19 protein-coding genes are annotated in these 19,726 nt (G+C 39.3%); 14 read left to right on the top strand and 5 right to left on the bottom strand.

Features of this window, described 5'->3' with window-relative positions; all coding sequences use genetic code 11:
* Positions 1-143 precede the first annotated feature (143 nt).
* The 13 genes from CW745_RS09075 to CW745_RS09135 all read left to right on the top strand — a co-directional run bounded on the left by CW745_RS09075 (position 144) and on the right by CW745_RS09135 (position 13,335).
* On the top strand, positions 144-1,199 hold the full coding sequence (locus CW745_RS09075; RefSeq protein WP_101108336.1) for a pilus assembly protein PilM: 1,056 nt from the start codon (positions 144-146) through the stop codon (positions 1,197-1,199).
* Positions 1,199-1,756 (top strand): PilN domain-containing protein, encoded by a 558-nt coding sequence (locus CW745_RS09080; RefSeq protein ID WP_101108337.1) that lies wholly within the window; start codon positions 1,199-1,201, stop codon positions 1,754-1,756. Before CW745_RS09075 ends, CW745_RS09080 begins: the two co-directional genes overlap by 1 nt.
* Complete coding sequence (locus CW745_RS09085; RefSeq protein WP_101108338.1) at positions 1,756-2,349, top strand: type 4a pilus biogenesis protein PilO; 594 nt, start codon at positions 1,756-1,758, stop codon at positions 2,347-2,349. Before CW745_RS09080 ends, CW745_RS09085 begins: the two co-directional genes overlap by 1 nt.
* On the top strand, positions 2,350-2,868 hold the full coding sequence (locus CW745_RS09090; protein WP_101108339.1) for a pilus assembly protein PilP: 519 nt from the start codon (positions 2,350-2,352) through the stop codon (positions 2,866-2,868).
* Positions 2,869-2,895: 27 nt separating this feature from the next.
* Positions 2,896-5,034 (top strand): type IV pilus secretin PilQ family protein, encoded by a 2,139-nt coding sequence (locus CW745_RS09095; RefSeq protein ID WP_101108340.1) that lies wholly within the window; start codon positions 2,896-2,898, stop codon positions 5,032-5,034.
* Between the two features lie 246 nt (positions 5,035-5,280).
* Complete coding sequence (aroK, locus tag CW745_RS09100) at positions 5,281-5,796, top strand: shikimate kinase AroK (RefSeq protein WP_101108341.1); 516 nt, start codon at positions 5,281-5,283, stop codon at positions 5,794-5,796.
* The gene (aroB, locus tag CW745_RS09105; RefSeq protein WP_101108342.1) at positions 5,796-6,866 is read left to right on the top strand and encodes a 3-dehydroquinate synthase; all 1,071 of its coding nucleotides are present in this window, start codon (positions 5,796-5,798) and stop codon (positions 6,864-6,866) included. Before aroK ends, aroB begins: the two co-directional genes overlap by 1 nt.
* A gap of 5 nt (positions 6,867-6,871) precedes the next feature.
* Positions 6,872-8,494, top strand: a complete 1,623-nt coding sequence (locus CW745_RS09110; RefSeq protein ID WP_101108343.1) for an AAA family ATPase — start codon at positions 6,872-6,874, stop codon at positions 8,492-8,494.
* A complete protein-coding gene (locus CW745_RS09115) occupies positions 8,495-9,322 on the top strand; it encodes a Dam family site-specific DNA-(adenine-N6)-methyltransferase (protein ID WP_101108344.1) in 828 nt (275 codons plus the stop codon).
* Between the two features lie 56 nt (positions 9,323-9,378).
* Positions 9,379-10,047, top strand: a complete 669-nt coding sequence (rpe, locus tag CW745_RS09120) for a ribulose-phosphate 3-epimerase (RefSeq protein WP_101108345.1) — start codon at positions 9,379-9,381, stop codon at positions 10,045-10,047.
* Positions 10,048-10,049: 2 nt separating this feature from the next.
* The gene (locus CW745_RS09125) at positions 10,050-10,712 is read left to right on the top strand and encodes a phosphoglycolate phosphatase (protein ID WP_101108346.1); all 663 of its coding nucleotides are present in this window, start codon (positions 10,050-10,052) and stop codon (positions 10,710-10,712) included.
* A gap of 20 nt (positions 10,713-10,732) precedes the next feature.
* Positions 10,733-11,734 carry a tryptophan--tRNA ligase gene (gene trpS / locus CW745_RS09130; protein WP_101108347.1) on the top strand — a complete coding sequence of 334 codons (1,002 nt, stop codon included), beginning with the start codon at positions 10,733-10,735 and terminating at the stop codon, positions 11,732-11,734.
* A 221-nt stretch (positions 11,735-11,955) separates the two neighbouring features.
* Complete coding sequence (locus CW745_RS09135; protein ID WP_101108348.1) at positions 11,956-13,335, top strand: hypothetical protein; 1,380 nt, start codon at positions 11,956-11,958, stop codon at positions 13,333-13,335.
* A gap of 72 nt (positions 13,336-13,407) precedes the next feature.
* Here CW745_RS09135 and CW745_RS09140 read toward each other — a convergent pair whose 3' ends face one another.
* The 4 genes from CW745_RS09140 to CW745_RS09155 all read right to left on the bottom strand — a co-directional run bounded on the left by CW745_RS09140 (position 13,408) and on the right by CW745_RS09155 (position 15,600).
* Positions 13,408-13,746 carry a hypothetical protein gene (locus CW745_RS09140; protein ID WP_101108349.1) on the bottom strand — a complete coding sequence of 113 codons (339 nt, stop codon included), beginning with the start codon at positions 13,744-13,746 and terminating at the stop codon, positions 13,408-13,410.
* A gap of 23 nt (positions 13,747-13,769) precedes the next feature.
* The gene (locus tag CW745_RS09145) at positions 13,770-14,417 is read right to left on the bottom strand and encodes a hypothetical protein (RefSeq protein WP_101108350.1); all 648 of its coding nucleotides are present in this window, start codon (positions 14,415-14,417) and stop codon (positions 13,770-13,772) included.
* Between the two features lie 71 nt (positions 14,418-14,488).
* Entirely contained in the window at positions 14,489-15,172 is a 684-nt protein-coding gene (locus CW745_RS09150) for a PspA/IM30 family protein (protein ID WP_101108351.1), read from the bottom strand.
* Between the two features lie 14 nt (positions 15,173-15,186).
* Complete coding sequence (locus CW745_RS09155; RefSeq protein WP_101108352.1) at positions 15,187-15,600, bottom strand: YjfI family protein; 414 nt, start codon at positions 15,598-15,600, stop codon at positions 15,187-15,189.
* Positions 15,601-15,816: 216 nt separating this feature from the next.
* On the opposite strand from CW745_RS09155, the gene glnE reads away from it, so the two are divergent.
* Positions 15,817-18,657 (top strand): bifunctional [glutamate--ammonia ligase]-adenylyl-L-tyrosine phosphorylase/[glutamate--ammonia-ligase] adenylyltransferase, encoded by a 2,841-nt coding sequence (gene glnE, locus CW745_RS09160; protein ID WP_101108353.1) that lies wholly within the window; start codon positions 15,817-15,819, stop codon positions 18,655-18,657.
* A 53-nt stretch (positions 18,658-18,710) separates the two neighbouring features.
* Here glnE and lpxL read toward each other — a convergent pair whose 3' ends face one another.
* On the bottom strand, positions 18,711-19,634 hold the full coding sequence (lpxL, locus tag CW745_RS09165) for an LpxL/LpxP family Kdo(2)-lipid IV(A) lauroyl/palmitoleoyl acyltransferase (RefSeq protein ID WP_101108354.1): 924 nt from the start codon (positions 19,632-19,634) through the stop codon (positions 18,711-18,713).
* Positions 19,635-19,726 lie beyond the last annotated feature (92 nt).

Here is a 19,726-nt window from a genome sequence, read left to right on the forward strand (position 1 = left end):
GAGGGAAGTGTGACTTATCACCTTGGAACTTGAATGATTTAGTCTTATCATTAAGGTCTATAGTAATCGTATGTTTTTCTGATAAATGTTAAAGAAAATCTACTTGCTAGAACCTACTTATACTAAAAGATGGCAAGGATGTTATGTTTTCAAGTCTTAAAAAAAGCTCAAATGCCCTAATTGGCATCGATTTTGGGTCAAATTCAATAAAGGCGGTTGCCATATCAAAAGGTAAAGGAACCTTTAGAATTGATGCTGTGGCTGAGGCCCCAATCCCTAAAGGCTTGATTGTTGATAATCACTTTGAAGATATTGCTAAACTTACTCAAATTATCAAACAGTTAAGAAAGAATTTTCCCGCGTCTTATAAAAACGTGGCGATGGCGGTTACAGGCGCAGATGTCATTACTAAAGTGATTGCGATGAACGCCAGTTTAAATGAACTTGAACTTGAAGCGCAGGTTGAATTAGAGGCTGAAAATAGCATCCCTTTTCCTTTAGATGAAATCTTTTTAGATTTCGAGGTGATTGCTCCCAATGCAGCGGATAAATCACTTCATGATGTATTACTTAGTGCCGCCCGAAAAGAAACCGTATTATCCCAAGTAAATTGTGTTGAAGATGCTGGGTTAACAACCAAGGTTGTTGATGTAGCAAGCCATGCTCAATCTCGAGCATGTGAGTTACTATTTGATCGTGCAGATTATGATAAAGGCATTGCTATTGTGGATATTGGTGCTTCGCAAATGATGCTTAATATTGTTCATCAAGGTAATGTGATTTTTTCACGTTCAAAAAACCATGGTGGTGCGACTTGCACACAGATGATGGCAGAGCATTATAGTATGAAGTTTGTAGAAGCTGAAAAAGCAAAAGTTGATCATGAGTGGCCCGTCGATTGTGATGTTGATGTTGTTGCTCCTTTTATCAATATGACCGTCAACCACCTTCGCTTCGATCTACGCATGTTTACTAATGCACCAAATAATATTCAAGTTGAAAAGGTTATTTTGACGGGAGGTTGCCAATTATTACCAGGTTTAGTTAGGCAACTTGAAGAGGAATTGGAGCTTGATGTTGAAGTTGCTAATCCGTTTATTGGTTTTGAATACAAGAATGATTCAGATAAAACCTTACTTCATAAAGTGGGTACAAAATACATGATGGCGCTTGGGTTGGCATTAAGGGGAGTTCAATAATGTCTAATATTAATCTACTGCCATGGCGTGAAGAGCATAAAAAGAAAAAGAAAAATGCCTTTTTTGTTGTTTTGCTTCTCAGCTCAATGTTTGTATTAGGGCTTTCTTATGTCGGAAAAATCTATATAGATTCAATGATAAGTGCACAAAAACAACGTAATCAATATCTACAGACGCAAACCATCATTTTAGATCGACGTATTGCAGAGATACGTAATATCAAAAAAGAGAAAGCGGAGCTGGAACGACGTATTAAACTGATTCAAAAACTAGAAGAAAAGCGTAACTATGCCACCCGTTTGTTTAACACTCTGGCTGAGCATGTGCCGGGTGGTGTTTATTTGAAAACCATTACTTTTAATGCTGAAAAGGTGGTGGTACAAGGTGACGCAGAGTCTAATAATCGCGTGACACGCATGATGAGAAATATTGATGGTTCCGGATGGCTAGGGGATTCATACCTACGCAACATTAAAGAGGGCCCAAGAAAACCGATTAAACTGTATAACTTTGGTATGGACTTCAGAGTTGTTCCTGAGAAAAAGGGAGCTAAATAATGGATATTAATGATTTAGATTTTGAGAATGTTGGAAGCTGGCCTGCGTTGTATCGCGGTGTCTTTATTGCTTTAGCTGGTGCGCTTTTTGCGGGAGCTTTTTATTATTACGTGACTATTCCGCAACTAGAGCAGTTGAAGGTTGTTGAAGATAAGGAGCACACATTAAAAGAAAACTTTAAAGTAAAAGCTGCCTTGTCTGCAAACCTTGAAGCATATCGTGCACAAATGGTTGAAATAAATATTATTTTTGAAGGGTTGATTAATAAACTACCTAGTACAAAAGAGATTGCCAGTTTACTTGATGATATTAGCTTTATTGGTGGTGATAACGGCTTACAATTTAAAAGTATCAACTGGGGGGCTAAAAAAGATGTTGGTTTATCCGTTGAAGTACCGATTAGTATCCAAGTCGTTGGAACCTATGATCAGCTTGGGAGTTTCGCTGCCGATATCGCAGCCTTACCGAGGATTGTTATTTTAGATAATTTGCGACTTTCAAAAGGCAGTAAGGAGCTACTCACGTTAAATGTGATTGCTAAAACTTACCGATATAAAAATAAAAAAGCTAAAAAGAAAAAGGGGAAGAAATAAATGAGAATTTTAATCACTTTGTTTCTCTCTTTTAGCCTTTTCTCCTGTGTCGAAGTTAAAACAGATGATCTTAATGCTTTTGTTGTTGACGCAAAATCGAAGGTTTATCCAATTAATGATAAAATACCTGAGTTGAAAAAAATCGATGCATTAGCTTTCACTGGTGATGAGTATAGAAATCCATTTACAAAACCTAAAGCGGAAGTTGTTGCACCAGTTAAAAATGCGCCGAAAAGTTGTCCTCAGCCTAATTTTAAACGTAAAAAACAGGCATTAGAGATGTATTCTCTTGATAATTTGCTGATGCGCGGTACATTACTGATAAATGAAGAATTGTGGGCATTAGTTCAAGTGTCTGGCGGTGAAATTCATAAAGTAAGACCAGGATATTACCTTGGTTTAAATCACGGCAAGGTACTAAAAATTACTAAAGCTAAGATAGAACTATTGGAGTTAGCTTCAGACAAAGATGGTTGTTGGCAAGAGCGAATCACGCAAATTACGCTACAATCACAATAAGCTTAGAACAGGGATGAGATTAAAATAATGAAAATAATAAACAGAAAAAAGCTAGTTACTCTTTTTTCAATAGCGGGGTTGTTGCTGAGTTCGTCTATTGCATTAGCAGAGTCACAGTTAACTAAGCTGAATGTAAATCCACTTACCGATGGTAAATTTGAGCTTAAGTTTGAATTCAATGAAGTCATTTCTGGATATACAGATAAGTTACATTATCGCCCTAATCAACTTGTCGTTGATGTAGAAGACGCTAGCTCAGTACTTAAATTAAATCCGATTAAGATTGAGAAAAGTGGAGTGAATAATGTTGAAGCTGAGCGCACTACTGATGGGCTTCGTTTAGTTATCGCTTTAGATATGTTAATGCCATATCGTATCGTGCAAGAAGATAAAGTTCTCTTTGTTCGTTTCGGTGAAAGTGTAGCTGCAACCACAGAAACAGATTCTGCTGAAACCGCTTTAGCAGCTGCGATTACACAGGATACAGGAAGTCAGACCGCAGTTACTCCAATGGCTAACAGTCAGAAAGAGAAAGCACCGGTTGCGGACACAATGAAAGAAACTCCAAAGGGCTATGTTAATAGTGTGAAATCTATTGACTTCAAACGTGGTTCTGAGGGGCAAGGGAAACTATTAGTTTACTTAGATAATTCAAGCGTAGCTGTCGATATTCGTCGTAGAGACCAACAGTTAATTGCAGAATTCCAAAGCACACATATTGCTAATGAATTTTTATACATCATGGATGTAGTGGATTTCGCAACATCTGTAGAAAAAATTGAAACCTTTAAAGAAGATGGTAAAACACGTTTTGTTTTCGACATTAAAGATGAATATAACTACCGCTATGATCAATTAGACACTCTGTTTATGATTGAGGTTTCTAAGAAGCTAGAAAATCAAAAAGAGAGCGTTTATCAAGGCAAGGCTATCTCACTTAACTTCCAAGATATACCTGTTCGTACAGTACTACAGTTAATTGCTGATTTTAACGGTTTTAACTTGGTAATTACTGACTCTGTAAGTGGTAACATCACATTACGTTTGGATGATGTGCCATGGGAACAGGCTCTTGATATTATTTTGAAAGTAAAAGGGCTTGGTAAGCGAATGGATGGCAACGTGTTAATGATTGCACCTGCTGTTGAATTAGCTGCTAAAGAACGTGAACAGTTAGAAACAGATAAGGAAGTAGAAGAGCTGGCGCCGCTTTATGCAGAGTTCATTCAAATTAACTATGCAAAAGTGAGTGATATTGCGTCGATGTTATCAAGTGGTAATGCAAGCTTATTATCTGCCCGTGGCGCTGTTAGTACAGACCAGCGTACTAATACTTTGTTATTAAAAGACACAGCTGCAGTTATTGATGCCGTGAAAGACTTGGTAAAAGTATTGGATATTCCTGTACGTCAGGTTGTTATTGAAGCTCGTATGGTTACAGTGAATGACTCTGTTGGTGAAGAGTTAGGTATTAAGTGGGGCGTGACTGCGACGGGAAGTGATAGTGCAACATCTGGTTCATTAGAAGGTGCAGATGCAGCTAATGGTGGCACGGTAGCCAGTATTGATGATCGTTTGAATGTTAACCTACCGATAGCTGGGGCTGCTGGCACAATTGCATTCCAAGTAGCTAAGCTTGCAGACGGGCAACTTTTAGATCTTGAGTTGTCAGCGTTAGAGCAAGAAAATAAAGCAGAAATTATTGCTAGTCCACGTATTACGACTGCTAATCAACAAACAGCTTATATCGAGCAAGGTACTGAAATTCCATATGTGGAATCAGCATCATCAGGTGCAACTTCGGTTAGCTTTAAAAAAGCAGTATTAAGTTTAGAAGTAACTCCGCAGATTACACCTGATAATAAAGTAATTTTAGATTTGGTGATCACGCAGGATTCGGTTGGGGAAACGGTCCCTACTGGTATTGGTTCTGCAGTTGCGATTAATACTCAAGAGATTGGTACACAAGTATTGGTTGAAAATGGTGAAACCTTAGTATTAGGTGGTATCTATCAACAACAAATTACAACAGGAATTCAAAAAGTTCCGTTGCTAGGCGATATCCCATACCTAGGTTACTTATTTAGAACAACTGCAGAAAATAGCAGAAAAGCTGAATTGTTAATTTTTGTTACGCCACGTATCGTTATGCAAACTAAGTATTAATTTATCTAGTTTTGATTAAAAAGCCTGAAGTTATATTCAGGCTTTTTTCGTTTTAGTAAGTCCTGTCAGCTACCTTGTAGTTTAGATCCTTTTATTCTATTCAAACTATACACCTCCAAAGTCTGCTGGTGTGGTAATATGACTTGCAATCAGTTATCAACAATTGCGATAATACGCAGCATTTCTTTTTTCAAAGGGAATTTCCAACACCCATTACAATAACTAATCATTGAGTACAAATTCAACATGGCAGAACAACGTAATATTTTCTTAATTGGCCCTATGGGGGCTGGTAAAAGCACAATTGGACGTCACTTAGCACAAATGTTACACCTTAATTTTCATGACTCGGATGCTGAAATTGAGAAAAAAACAGGTGCAGACATCGCTTGGATCTTCGATGTCGAAGGTGAAGAGGGCTTCCGTAATCGTGAATCAGACATGATTGATGAATTAACTCAGAAACATGGTATTGTTTTAGCAACAGGTGGTGGCGCAGTTGTACGTCCTGAGAATAGAGCATATCTTTCTGCACGTGGCATTGTGGTATATCTAAAAACCAGTGTTGATAAGCAGTTAGCGCGTACTTTGAAAGATAAGCGACGTCCGTTACTGCAAACCGAAAACCCACGCGAAGTGCTAGAAAATCTAGCGGAAAGCCGTAATCTACTTTACGATGAAGCAGCTGATTATACAATTGAAACAGATGAACAAAGTGCTAAAGTTGTGGCTAGTCAAATCATTACATTACTGGATTTCTAATGGATAAATTAACGGTTGATTTAGGCTCTCGTAGCTACCCTATTTCGATAGGTGAAAATTTACTTGCGCAGAGCGATCTTTTTGCAAGCGCAATCACTGGCAAAAAGGTGATGATTGTTACTAATGATGTCGTTGCGCCACTATATTTAGAAAGCTGTAAAGCGAGTTTAAAGCAGTTCGCGATTGATGAAGTCATTTTAGATGATGGTGAGCAATATAAAACACTCGCAACATTCGAAGTTATTTTGAGTGCATTACTTGAGAAAAAGCATGCACGAGATACTACTATAATCGCATTAGGTGGCGGTGTAATTGGCGATATGGCTGGATTTGCGGCTGCTTGTTACCAACGTGGTGTTCCCTTTATCCAAGTGCCGACAACTGTTCTCTCACAAGTTGACTCATCTGTAGGCGGAAAAACAGCTGTTAACCATCCGCTTGGGAAAAATATGATTGGAGCATTTTATCAGCCTCAATCGGTCATTATCGATATCAGTTGCCTTAAAACATTGCCAGTTCGAGAGTTTGCCGCTGGCATGGCAGAAGTCATAAAGTATGGCATTATCTATGATGCAGACTTTTTTAGTTGGCTTGAGCAGAATGTTCAGCAGATAAAAGAGTTACAACCTGAAGCGCTCACCTACATGATTAAACGATGCTGTGAAATAAAAGCAGAAATTGTTGCGCTTGATGAAAAAGAGCATGGTGTTCGTGCACTACTGAACTTAGGTCATACCTTTGGACATGCGATAGAAGCAGAGCAAGGTTACGGTAACTGGTTGCATGGTGAAGCTGTGGCTGCGGGTATGGTGCTAGCTGCTAAAACCGCGCTTATTTTAGGTTTAATGGAGCGCGCTCAAGTTGAGCAAATTATGTTGTTGATAAAACAATTTGAATTACCTCTTAATGCCCCTGAAAAAATGAGTTATGAACATTTTGCACAGCATATGCAACTTGATAAAAAAGTCTTAAATGGACAGTTACGATTAATACTTCCAACCTCTATTGGCAGTAGTGAGATATTTTCTGATGTCAGTGAAGCGGTGCTTCGTAGCGTAATCGAACATTAAAGAGCATGGTTGAACGTACTTTAATTTCATTTCCTTCTCAGTTGCAACTGATAGAAAGGTTGCAACATCTAATCTACCTATCTTCATCGATGGTGTTTATTTCTGGTGAAAAAGGCAGTGGAAAAAGTACTTTAATTGAACAGCTCTCAAATCAACTTCCTCACAAAACTCGGCAAGTTTTTATTACGCTTTCTGAGACAATCTCTATTCAGCAGGCGCGCTTAAAAATAATTTCACAGCTATTCGAACAACCTCTTTTTGATGCCGATGATAGCCTTTTAAATATATTGGTATTATTAAAAAAACAACAACCTGCAGATTTAGCCCGTGTTGTTGTAATTGACAATGCAAATTGGCTACCAGTAGAAATAGTTGATGAATTAGCGCAAGTGATTCATCAGAAAGCGTTGTTTACTGAAAACGAAATAAACTTTATCCTCGTCGGAGAAGAGCCAAGTAATCGCTCAATGGTGGACCGAATAAAGCATTTACCTGAACTGGAAAATGTCGCTACGTTAGCGTTTACGTTACCACCGCTTATTTTTAGTGAAGCTCAAAAGTTACTCTCTCATTGTCTTTCTCAGGCCGGTTATGTCGCAAAAGTACAACACCAAGATGCATTAGCAAAACAGTTGAAAAATTGCCAAGGAATCCCTGAAAAAATACTCGCGTTAGCATCAGAGATAAGCAACGGTGGTATTGAGGATAGTAACCCTTCTTGGCTAAAGCAGCGTTTCCCTGCTCTTCTGCTGATGGTTGTCATGCTTGCTATTGCAGGTGGACTTGCTTTTGTATTGTACCCACAGTTTATAAAAAAACAGGTAGAGTTTACCGAGATAGTTGAAACGCAAGAGGTACTACTAGAAGATATTCCATCTATCGGCATATCTCCTGATGAAAGTAGTCATTCACAATTAACTGAACCTTTAGCCGGAGAATGGTCTGCTGAAACCTCTGTAGTAATTGATAGCGAATTGAGCGTTGGTATTGCAGATAATGAAGAGCGCATAACGATTCCTGAAAGCGAGTTGCTCGAGATAGCCACTTCTGAAAGCTTAGCAACGATCGAAAAACAAGATGTTGAAATATCAGAGATTAATATTGCTCCAACTGATCAAGTTTCAGATGAATTACTTATATTTAGTGATGAGAGTGAGTCAATCAAAGATGAGGTAAAACTTGATGGATCCCGATCGAATGAAGTAAATCTTAAAGATGAGCTGGTAACTGAAGAGCCATTAATCACAGTTCAGCCTCTGAATGAATTAATCACTTCATCGAAAGATGCAACAACAGCTTCAAAACCTGATCATCAAGCAATAGATAACAACTTTTTTACTGCGAAAGAGCAACTCTTAGCTGTTGATGAAAATTTATATACGCTTCAGCTTTCTGGAATGAGCTCTTATAAATCATTACAAGATTTTATTAAAGTCCATCAGTTGCCTCAAAAGGATCTATACCTGTACCAAACGATGCGTAATGGTAAAAAATGGTATGTTGTTATTTATGGGCAATATCAAAATGTTCAAGCTGCGAATCGTGCTGCCAAACAACTTCCTGGTACATTAAGTCGATTAGATAGCTGGGCTAAAAGGTATGCCTCAGTGCATCAGGATCTTAATTAAATGAGCCATATCAAACATCGTGCTTTCCTGAAATGGGCAGGGGGGAAATTCTCTCTTACCGAGCAGATAAATCGTCGTTTACCAGAGGGTAAGCGCCTTGTTGAGCCCTTTGTTGGTGCGTGTTCTGTTTTTCTTAACAGCGATTTTGATGAATACCTTCTCAATGATATTAATGCTGACTTGATTGCTATGTATAACATCATCAAACGCAGGCCTAAGCAGTTTATTATTGATACTAAACACTACTTTCAGCCACAATATAATAATGAGCAAGCCTATTATAAAATTCGTGAGCAATTTAACGCCACAGATGATCCATACCTGCGCTCATTGCTATTTTTATACATGAATCGTCATGGTTACAATGGCCTGTGCCGATATAATCAAAGTGGTGGTTTTAATGTTCCCTTCGGACGTTATAAAAAACCTTACTTTCCTGAAAAAGAGTTGTTGTTCTTTGCGGAGAAAGCTAAAAAAGCAACTTTTGTTTGTAAACCTTATCAAAAACTTTTCCAATACTTACGTGATGATGATGTGTTGTATTGCGATCCGCCTTACGTACCCTTGAGCAAAAGCGCGTCTTTTACCGGTTATGCCAAAGAGGGGTTTAGCTTAGATGATCAAGCTAATTTAGCGCGCCTTGCACGAGAATCAAAGTGTGCCGTATTGTTGAGTAATCATGATACGACGTTAACACAAGAGCTATATCGTGATGCACAGTGCGATAAAATACAGGTGTCGCGTACAATTAGTCGTAATGCTGAAAGTCGTGAGCCAGTCGGTGAGATATTCGCCCTATTTAGTGCTATTGAAACTAATAAAAAATAGTTTGTTTTGCTTTGCTTCGGTAGAATAGCTATCACATTCTGCTACAGGTAAAAAACATGACTGATTATTTAATTGCTCCCTCTATTCTTTCTGCTGATTTTGCTCGCCTCGGTGATGATGTAAAAAAAGTCCTTGATGATGGCGCCGATGTTGTCCATTTTGATGTGATGGATAATCACTATGTTCCGAATTTGACCATTGGACCAATGGTGTGTAAAGCGCTTCGCGATTACGGCATTACTGCGCCAATTGATGTGCATCTGATGGTAGAGCCTGTTGATACTATGATTGTTGACTTTGCCAATGCTGGCGCTTCAATTATCACCTTCCACCCTGATGCTTCAAAGCATGTCGATCGTTCATTACAACTCATTAAAGATCATGGTTGTAAGGCTGGTTTAGTGTTAAATCCAGCGAGCTCGCTTGAAGAGTTAACGCATGTGATGGATAAGTTAGATGTGGTTTTATTAATGTCAGTAAACCCTGGTTTTGGTGGGCAATCGTTCATTCCACATACACTTGAAAAAATCCGTCAAGTGCGCAAACTGATTGATGCAAGTGGTCGAGATATTCGTTTACAGGTTGATGGTGGTGTTAAAGTTGATAACATTAAAGAGATTGCACAAGCTGGCGCTGACATGTTCGTGGCCGGTTCTGCTATCTTTAATCAACCTGATTACAAAGCGGTCATCGATGAGATGCGTAGTGAGCTAGCAAACGTATAGCCATGGCAAAGATAGAAAATATTAAACTGATCTGTTTTGATCTCGATGGCACACTAGTCGATAGTGTGCCTGATTTACGCTTAGCATTGAATGCAATGATGGATGATTTTCAACTACCTCACTGCCAAGACGAGCAGATCAAAACGTGGGTCGGTAATGGCCTACCAAAATTGGTTGAGCGTGCACTATTGCATGTTGGTAATCAAACAGTGAGTCAATCACAGGCGCTTAGCTGTTTCGAAACTCACTACCAGCATTACCTCAACAGCGCTTCCTGCTTATACCCCGAAGTTGCTGATACATTGCGCGCACTAAAAGCGCGGGGTTATCAGACAGCCTTGATCACAAATAAAGCAGAGCAATTTTTGCCTGAATTACTACAACACTTTGAAATCAGTGATTGTTTTGATTTGCTATTAGGCGGAGACACACTAGCTAAAAATAAACCGGATCCGATGCAAGTTGACTTTGCATTAGCCCATTTTAATGTGCAAAAGTCTCAAGCTGTGATGGTGGGCGATTCTAAAAATGATATTTTGGCTGGACAAAATGCAGGCTTGATAAGCATTGTACTGACCTATGGGTATAACTATGGTGAGCCAGTCTCATTATTAAACCCTGACTATATTATTGACCAATTTAATGATTTATTAGTGCTACTTTGAAGCACAGCAAGGAATAAAAAATGACTAAACCAATTGTATTAAGTGGCTGCCAGCCTTCAGGTTCTTTGACTATCGGTAACTACATGGGCGCATTACGCCAATGGGTGAAAATGCAAGAGACCAGCGACTGTCTTTTTATGTTGGTCGACCTTCATGCTATTACAGTACGCCAAGATCCTAAAGCGCTACGCAATGCGATTTACGATGGTTTAGCCATGTATCAGGCAATTGGTCTAGACCCGAAAAAAAGTACTATTTTCCTACAGTCGCAAGTGCCAGAGCATGCAGAGCTTTCATGGGTGTTAAACTGTCATACTCAGATGGGTGAACTCAATCGTATGACTCAGTTTAAAGACAAGTCGCAAAAGAACGTCACTAATATTAATGCCGGATTATTTAGTTACCCAGTATTAATGGCTGCAGATATTTTATTATATGGACCAAAACATGTTCCTGTGGGCAGTGATCAGAAGCAACATTTAGAGCTAGCGCGTGATATCGCAACACGTTTTAATAATGCTTACGGTAATACCTTTGTCGTACCAGAGCCCGCTATTCCAGAGCATGGCGCACGTATCATGAGCCTACAAGAGCCGACTAAGAAGATGTCTAAATCGGACGATAACGAGAAAAACTTTATCGGTCTATTAGAAGATCCGAAAAAAATAGCTAAAAAGATAAAATCTGCAGCGACCGACTCAGACGAGCAAGCACGTATCTATTTTGATAGCGCTGAAAAACCAGGCGTGTCTAACTTACTTACGCTATTGTCATGCTCAACGGGCACGAGTATTGAAAGTCTGATCCCGCAATACGAAGATAAAATGTATGGGCATTTAAAAGTTGATACAGCTGATGCGGTAGTTAACTTATTAGAGCCAATTCAAGCACGTTATAAAGAGTTACGTGAAGATGAAAGTGCATTACAAGCGATGGCGCGAGTAGGGGCAGAAAAAGCACGCGAACGTGCTGCGACGACTTTAGCTACTGTTTATGACCGTGTGGGTTTTTTGCCAAAATAGAGTCAAATTTATAAACAATAAATAAGGCCAGCATTGCTGGCCTTTTTTTATTTTTAGTTATCTAAAATATTAAATAGACTACAACTCGTTAACAATTAAAGTGATTGTTATTTTATTGGTGAGTTCTGTACCAAAAAGTGACATTAAGTTATGGTCAATGAAAGATTTAACTTATAATCATTGGAATCTTATTTTTACTTATACTATAAAAAGGAATTTGTATGCGATCTTTCTCCCTTTCCATAATAACACTATCGACGGTATTACTTACCGCGTGTGGTGGTAGTCTGGACGGTAACTCAAAAGAAACTACAACATCGACCGTTGCGGCTACATCATCTGCAGTTGCGACAATAGTTGCCCCCATTGTAGAGGAAGTATCAGGTGATCCTTCATATTTCACTTATGTAGGTGCGACCCCTGAATGGATTTCAATTAAAGGGACGGGTGGGTTTAACCGCAAAGAAACTGGAGCTGTAACTTTCAAATTAGTAGATGATAATGGTGAGCCTGTTGATGCACAGCCTGTTACTTTTGAGCTTTCAGGGCCAGATGGGGCGACAATTGCGATAGAAGAAGATATTAGTGATTCAGATGGTTTAGTGACTACTTTAATTAAAGCGGGTAATGCTGCTGGGCCCGCAACAGTTAAAGTTATTCTAGTTAATGATCCGACTCTTTTTAACACCTCTACAGGGTTATATATCTCAACGGGTTATCCAGATCAAGGTAGCTTCTCTATTGGAGTAGATAAGTCATCTGTTCCAGGAATAAATCACAACGATGCCAAAGTTGCGGTTACGGTTAATTTTGCAGATGCAGATGGAAATAATCCTATTCCAGATGGAACTGCTGTGTCATTTAGAGCCGAGGAGGGGAGAATTGAAGATAAGTTAACTGGTACAGTTGGTTCATGTACAACTATAAAAAGCGAATGTGTCATGACCTGGACATCAATTGGTGATATGCCTTCGGATGGTAAGGTAACTGTTTTAGCTTATGCTTTAGGTGTTGAAAGTTTTGCAGATGTTGCCCCTTCTAATGGCGTTTTTGATGAAGGAGAAACATACACTGATAATGCAGAGGTTTTCCACGATACAAACTATGATGGTATTTACAATGATGGTGAATGGTTCCATGATGTAGAGGATGCATCAGGACCAAAAGATCAAGCATATACACTTGGTGATGGTAAGTATACTGGCATGCAATGTACTAGTGATGTTGCTTATTGTGACCAACGTTTTATTCATATTTATAAACAGATAGAAATTACAGCAACCACTGATGAGTATCAGTGTAACTTTTCTGTCAGTAGTGTTGAGCTGACTGGATCAGCAAAACAAGCTATTGTAACTGTTGAAGTTTCTGATATGAATAATAATACGCCAGCAGTGGATACTGTGATCACTGCCTCTACAACGAATGGTTCGATAAGCGGAGATACTTCATGGACAGTGCCGAATGCAAGTGGGCCTTACTCATTTGATGTGGAATTGAGTGCTGACGACGAAACTAGCAGTGGTTTCTTGGCCATTAAGTCTGCAGCTCCTGAACCATCATCTCTTATAACGACCTGTAAATTACCGGTTAATGATTAATCGGTAATCCAAGAATGCACAACAAAAAAGGAGCCTCGGCTCCTTTTTTAATATCAGCATAAAAATGATTAATTAGCTTTTATGAAATTCACTCTGTAAAGCAAATTGAGTTAGCTCTTCAATCACTTGCCTTTTAATCTCAAGCTGCTCGTTGGCAGGAATATCATAACGTTCGCTTAACAGCTGGTAGTCATCGCCACTTAAGCTAACGGTTAAACGCGGGCGCTTGGGCTTTTTATGCGTAGGCAGGTCTAATAGATGTCGAATCTGCTCTGAAGGGCTAACACCTTTATCAAGTGCACTGCGACGAATACTGTATTGGAGCTTACTGTCCATATCAAAGGCAATCTGTACCGCTTTGACGACTTTGGCTGACTGTTGCCATGTTTCAGGTAATTTACCGTGTGGCATGATCACTCTCCTTTACTTTTTGGTTATTCATCTTTCGCCCATAACTCTGCAATTTCATTAGCAGGTCGTAGAAATGAAAGGTACACATCTGTGTCGCCATTTTCAAATATAAATATATCAATAAAGCGCTTTTCTTGATCGCCTTGTAGTGAATAATATTCAAACTCTTGGCCATGGCTATCTTCATTAAACTGCGGTGGTGTTGAGTTACGATAATCTTGACGATGGAAATATCCGGTGGTCATGAAATCTTGCTGAATATACTCCTCTGCAACCATATCCGCATAAGGGTGGTTTTTAGTGATTGGCGTTAAACGCGCATGGCCGGGCTGTTCGAAAATCTCCGAAAAATCATCCATATCGAACAATGCTTCAACCTCACTACGAGTCAATAATAGACTATATTTGATCATCTTTTGTGGATTATCAGGAAAGCTAAGGTAGACCAATTGTGAGCCACTACCTTGAGCAATTATCTGCGCATAATGGCTATGCTTGAACTCTAGGGTGTTAATATCAGTAACTTGAAGTTGCATTTTTCGCATAGCTTGGGGTAATGCAAAGCTATCTCCAAAGGTAAAAATATCTTTAATCTGTAATTCTGAAGCATGACTTAATGTACGTGTTGGTACTGGCTGTTTCTTTGCAAATAGTGATTTAAAAAAGCTCATCGGTTACCCCTTTTAAAACGCAAAAAACACGAGCCCTTAGAAAGGGGTCGTGTTGTTATTACGACTTTACGTTATTTAGTTTTTAAACGGTCTAAAATCGATTGTGCGCTTGATTGCTGTGCGCCAATGCCTGCTTCTTGTAGCTTAGTTTTTAACGAGCTATCGCCACTTTCTGCATCTAACTGTTCTGCTGCTTTTAACTTGTCATCAAAGTTAGCTTGTTTCTTTTTGATGCGCTCTAATGAGTCTTTAGCGCTCAACAGTTTCGAATTACTTGCTGAGAAGTTGTCAGTAATTGCAGACGTTGCTTTTTGCACGCTATCCGTTGTTTTAACCATGCTTAATTGACGTTTATAGTCAGTCAGCTGGCGCTCACTCTTTTTAATGAGCTCTTTAAGGCGATCGGCGCTTTTTAGAAAGCTTTCATTTGCTTGCTGTTGCTCTGCTGCGTTTGTTTCAAGCTCTGAAATTTTCTCTGCAACTTCAATCGCTAATGCTTCATTGCCTTGCTCAAGCGCTTGTAATGCGTAACCTTCATGCTCTTTAATACTGGTCTGTAATTGTGCTAACTCGCGTGCTGCTTGCATCTGTTTTGCCATTACATCGGTTAAATCACGTTTTGCGATAGTGATATGTTTTTCGCTATCACGGATCTCTTGTTCAAAAATACGCGTTGCATTTGCATCTACAATTGCTTCACCAGCTTCACTTGCTCCGCCACGTACTGCGGTAATAATTTTTTTAAATATGCTCATTATATTTTCCTTACTTATTTTAAATAAGTGTCCATTTCGCTGATCACTTCTAAGCTATTATCGCTTAATGTTACAATTTCAAGTTCAATATCATCAAGACTTGAGTTGATAGATAATGCGCCAAATACCACGTATTTCTCTTCAACTTTTGCAAAAGAGGAAAGTGGCATAGGAATATTCATTTCTAGCATTGCTTCCATCATATTTGCTTTTAATTCGGCTTTAACTTCATCTTCGCCCCATAAATAAGCGATACATAGGATTTGGTTATCACTGATAGAGAGGAAAATAGGGATCTCTTCACGACCGACGATTTCAACCTGCAATACATCAATGTCGCCATCGATAGGAGTGCAGTCAAAATTAAAACCAGTTTCTGTTTCGTCTTGTAACTGATTTAAGTGAGTCGCTATTGTATGAATATTCATAATGCTCCTTAGAGTAAAGACATTTAATGTCTCGTTGAAAGCTAATTTAGTCCGCTAGTCATTATATGTCAAGCAGTTCATTGATATTATTTTGTCTACCCCAGTAATATTGCGGAGTTAGCGCTATTTTTCAATGTTTAAAATCATTTATTACTGATCATCTGCCACACAACTGCTAAGTTAAACGCTTTAATGAACACTAATTAGGTAAATGTTATGACGCTAATTGTCGATTGTGCTTCTCATCATCTTAACCGTCTTCGCGAACGTATCGATCTCTCTTTTTGCAGTGCTGAGCAATTAGCTGAATTACAACAGGTACTTGGTTTAAGTGATTTTATTGCTGAATCTTTAATGAAACAGCCCAGTTTATTAGCTGAGATTTTGGCAAGTGGGCTTTTGTCATCAGCAGAGCGAATAGACTCTTTAAAAAGTGAGTTACAAACTCGATTGGCTGATACCAGTGATGAGTTGCAGTTGCACAAAGTATTGCGCCTATTTCGACGTAAACATATGGTTATCATTGCTTGGCGTGAACTACTGCGAAAAGCCGATTTAGCTGAGAGCTTTAAGCATATCTCGTTGCTGGCGGATGAGCTTATTTTGCAAGCGATGAACTGGTTGTATGAAAAACAGTGCACTGAACAGGGGACACCTTTTAGTCGTGATGGCGTACAACAAAGTATGTATATCTTTGCAATGGGAAAGTTAGGAGGAAGAGAGCTTAATTTCTCATCGGATATTGATCTTATCTTTACCTATCCTGAACATGGTGAAACCAAAGGTGGGCGACGTGTAATCGGTAACCAGCCTTTCTTTATCAAGCTTGGACAGCGATTAATTGCAGCTCTACACCAAATAACTGAGGATGGTTTTGTTTATCGTGTTGATATGCGTTTGCGCCCCTTTGGTGAGTCTGGTCCTTTAGTGACGAGCTTTGCATCGATTGAAGACTATTACCAAAGTCATGGTCGAGAATGGGAACGCTACGCGATGGTCAAAGCGCGTGTAATTGGAGCTGAGGGCGACTATAAACAAGAGCTAGAGGCAATGTTACGTCCTTTTGTTTATCGTCGTTACATCGACTTTAGTGCCATTGAATCATTGCGAAAAATGAAAGCGATGATTAGTGCAGAAGTGCGCCGTAAAGGGTTAAAAGATAACATTAAATTAGGCACCGGTGGGATTCGAGAAATTGAGTTCGTTGCACAGGCATTCCAGCTGATTCATGGTGGAAGAACGCCTGCGTTACAATGCAAAGGCTTACAACAAACTCTGAGAGTGATTGCTGAAATTGAAGCTTTGCCAGAAAATCGTGTTGAAAACTTATTAAATAGTTATCATTTCTTGCGTCGTGTAGAAAATGTTTTACAGCAAATTGGAGACCAACAAACACAAACGCTACCGACCAGCGAGTTAGATAAGCAACGTTTAGTTGAGGTCATGCAATTTAGCGATTGGCATCGCTTTTATGAAACCTTAAACGAAGTAATGGAAAACGTGCATGATGAATTTAATTGGGTTATCGGAGAAAGTGAAGAGGAACAGCAGTCAGATCAGGATCTAAATGAGTTATGGGCGCTTGAGTTAACTGCGCAGGAGACCACGACGCTGTTAGTCGATAAAGGCGTTGCAGAGCCTCTTGCGGAAAAGTTAACGACTATATTACTGAGTTTTAAAGATGATATCAGTAAACGCCCTATGGGCCCTCGTGGCCAAGAAACGATGGCGAAACTCTTACCAAAAATAGTAGAAAAGATAGCTTGTTATCAACACCCTGCCGCTTTGATGGAACGTATTGCTGATCTTTTATTGCAAATTATGCGTCGTACTGCTTATTTAGAGTTATTGAACGAGAATGATGGTGCACTAAATCAGTTGTTAAAACTGTGCCATGCGAGTCCGCGCGTTAGCTTGCAACTAGGTCGCCATCCAATATTGTTAGATGAGTTGCTCGACCCGCAACACCTTTATCATCCGACTAAAATAGGAAATTATAAGGCTGAATTGCACCAGTTTATGTTACGTGTCCCCGAAGAGGATATGGAGCAACAGATGGAAGCGTTACGCCAGTTTAAACAGATGCAATTTTTACATATTGCAGCAGCTGATATAGCGCGTGCAATTGAACTGCCTAAAGTAAGTGATCACTTAACTTATTTAAGTGAAGCGTTGATGGACTTTGTGGTACAAATTGCATGGGCGCAGATGGTCGAAAAATTCGGTGTTCCAAGTAATGTCGCGGGAACTGATCGTAAAGGTTTTGCTGTTATTGGTTATGGAAAAATGGGTGGATTTGAATTGGGGTATGGATCTGATTTAGATGTGGTGTTTTTACATGATAGCGATATCAGTGGACAAACGGATGGACGACGTGTAATTGATAACCAGCTCTTCTACTACCGTTTAGGTCAACGTATTATTCACCTGTTTAGTGCTCGTACTAACTCTGGTATTTTGTATGAAATAGATATGCGCCTTCGTCCTTCCGGAGATTCAGGCCCTTTAGTTGCAAGTATCGCAGGATATGAGAAGTATTTACGTAACGATGCATGGACATGGGAACATCAAGCACTTGTTCGCTCACGCGCCGTATTTTCAGATAAGCAAATTCTAACGCAGTTTAACAAAGTAAGATCTTCGGTGTTAGCTTTGCCGCGTGAAAGTGCTACCTTAGCTAAAGAGGTGCGCGAGATGCGTTGTAAGATGCGAGATCATCTTAACCGTGCTAAGCAGGGAGAGTTTGACCTCAAACAATCACCCGGTGGTATGGTGGATATTGAGTTTTTAGCACAATTTTTAGTACTAGATAATGCCGCCAGGGTTGATGACTCTTTGTGTCAGTGGTCAGATAACCTACGTATTTTTGAAACCTGCAAACAGTTAAATTTACTTACAGAAGTTCAGGAAAAAGCATTAACGGAAGCGTATTGCGCAATTCGAGATATGGCTCATCGGTTAACACTGAATAAAGAGACGCGGATTATTGATGCCACGCCTTTTGATAAGCAGATAAAAGCAGTTCGAGAAATTTGGCAACAGTTTCTTGAGCAGTAATATTATCAATAAAGGGTATGAAGTTTATCTTCATATCCTTTATTATAGAAATGTTACGAGTAGACTGAGGCTTCACCTTCGGGGCGAGTTTTGAAGCGTTTATGCATCCACATATATTGATCATCACACTCTAATACCATCTTTTCTATCTGCTGATTGGTAGCTGTGGTATCCGCTTCGATATCTTTGCTCGGGAAGTTCTCCATTGCAGGATAAAACACTAACTCATAGCCCTGTGAGCCAGGTAAACGTTTTAAAAATACAGGGATAACACAACTGTTTTTAACGCGTGCCAAAGTGCTTGTACCTGCAACCGTATTTGCATTTTCCACTTCAAAAAAAGGCGCAAAGATACTACTTTTATGTTTACCGTAATCGTGGTCTGGTGCATACCAAAGTGCATCGGCATTTTTTAATACACGTAACATGCCTTTAAAATCTTTTCTGTCTAGCATTGCTCTATGTTCACGCATCCTTCCCCAGTAAAACCAGTAATCTAATACGGCGTTACTGTGTTTACGGTACACCGCATTACAGGGTTGGGTAAGTCCTAATGCACGCGCCCCCATCTCTAAAGTGAGAAAATGAGCCCCTAAAAACACAATGCCTTGACCATTTATAATTGCTTTTTCTACGTGTTGAACATCTCGAATGGTGACTAAATTACGAACTCGCCAGCTTGGCCAAAACCATGCCATGCCCATCTCAAGTAATGCGATACCACTATTTTCAAAGTTTAAACGTACCTTTTCATCAAGCTCTTGTTCGGATAGTTTCGGGAAGCATAATGCGATATTACGCTTTGCGATGTGACCCCGTTTCTTTGCAAAAAAAGAGGCGCACTGTCCCATTAAACGACCTAAAAATAAGAGTGTGCTATAGGGTAATAAGGAACTTATAAACAGGGTTAAAATACCCAGCCAAGCAAGCCAGTATTTGGGGTGGCAAAAAGATGCGTTAAGTTTATATGCGTTCATAATCATCACTTAAATGTAAGGTAAGAAAATAATTCTACCGAATTATCTGATAAATGCCTATTTTGTCTCGGATTCTTTTCTGTGTTTTACTT

It is taken from the genome of Psychromonas sp. psych-6C06 (assembly GCF_002835465.1).
GTDB lineage: Bacteria > Pseudomonadota > Gammaproteobacteria > Enterobacterales > Psychromonadaceae > Psychromonas.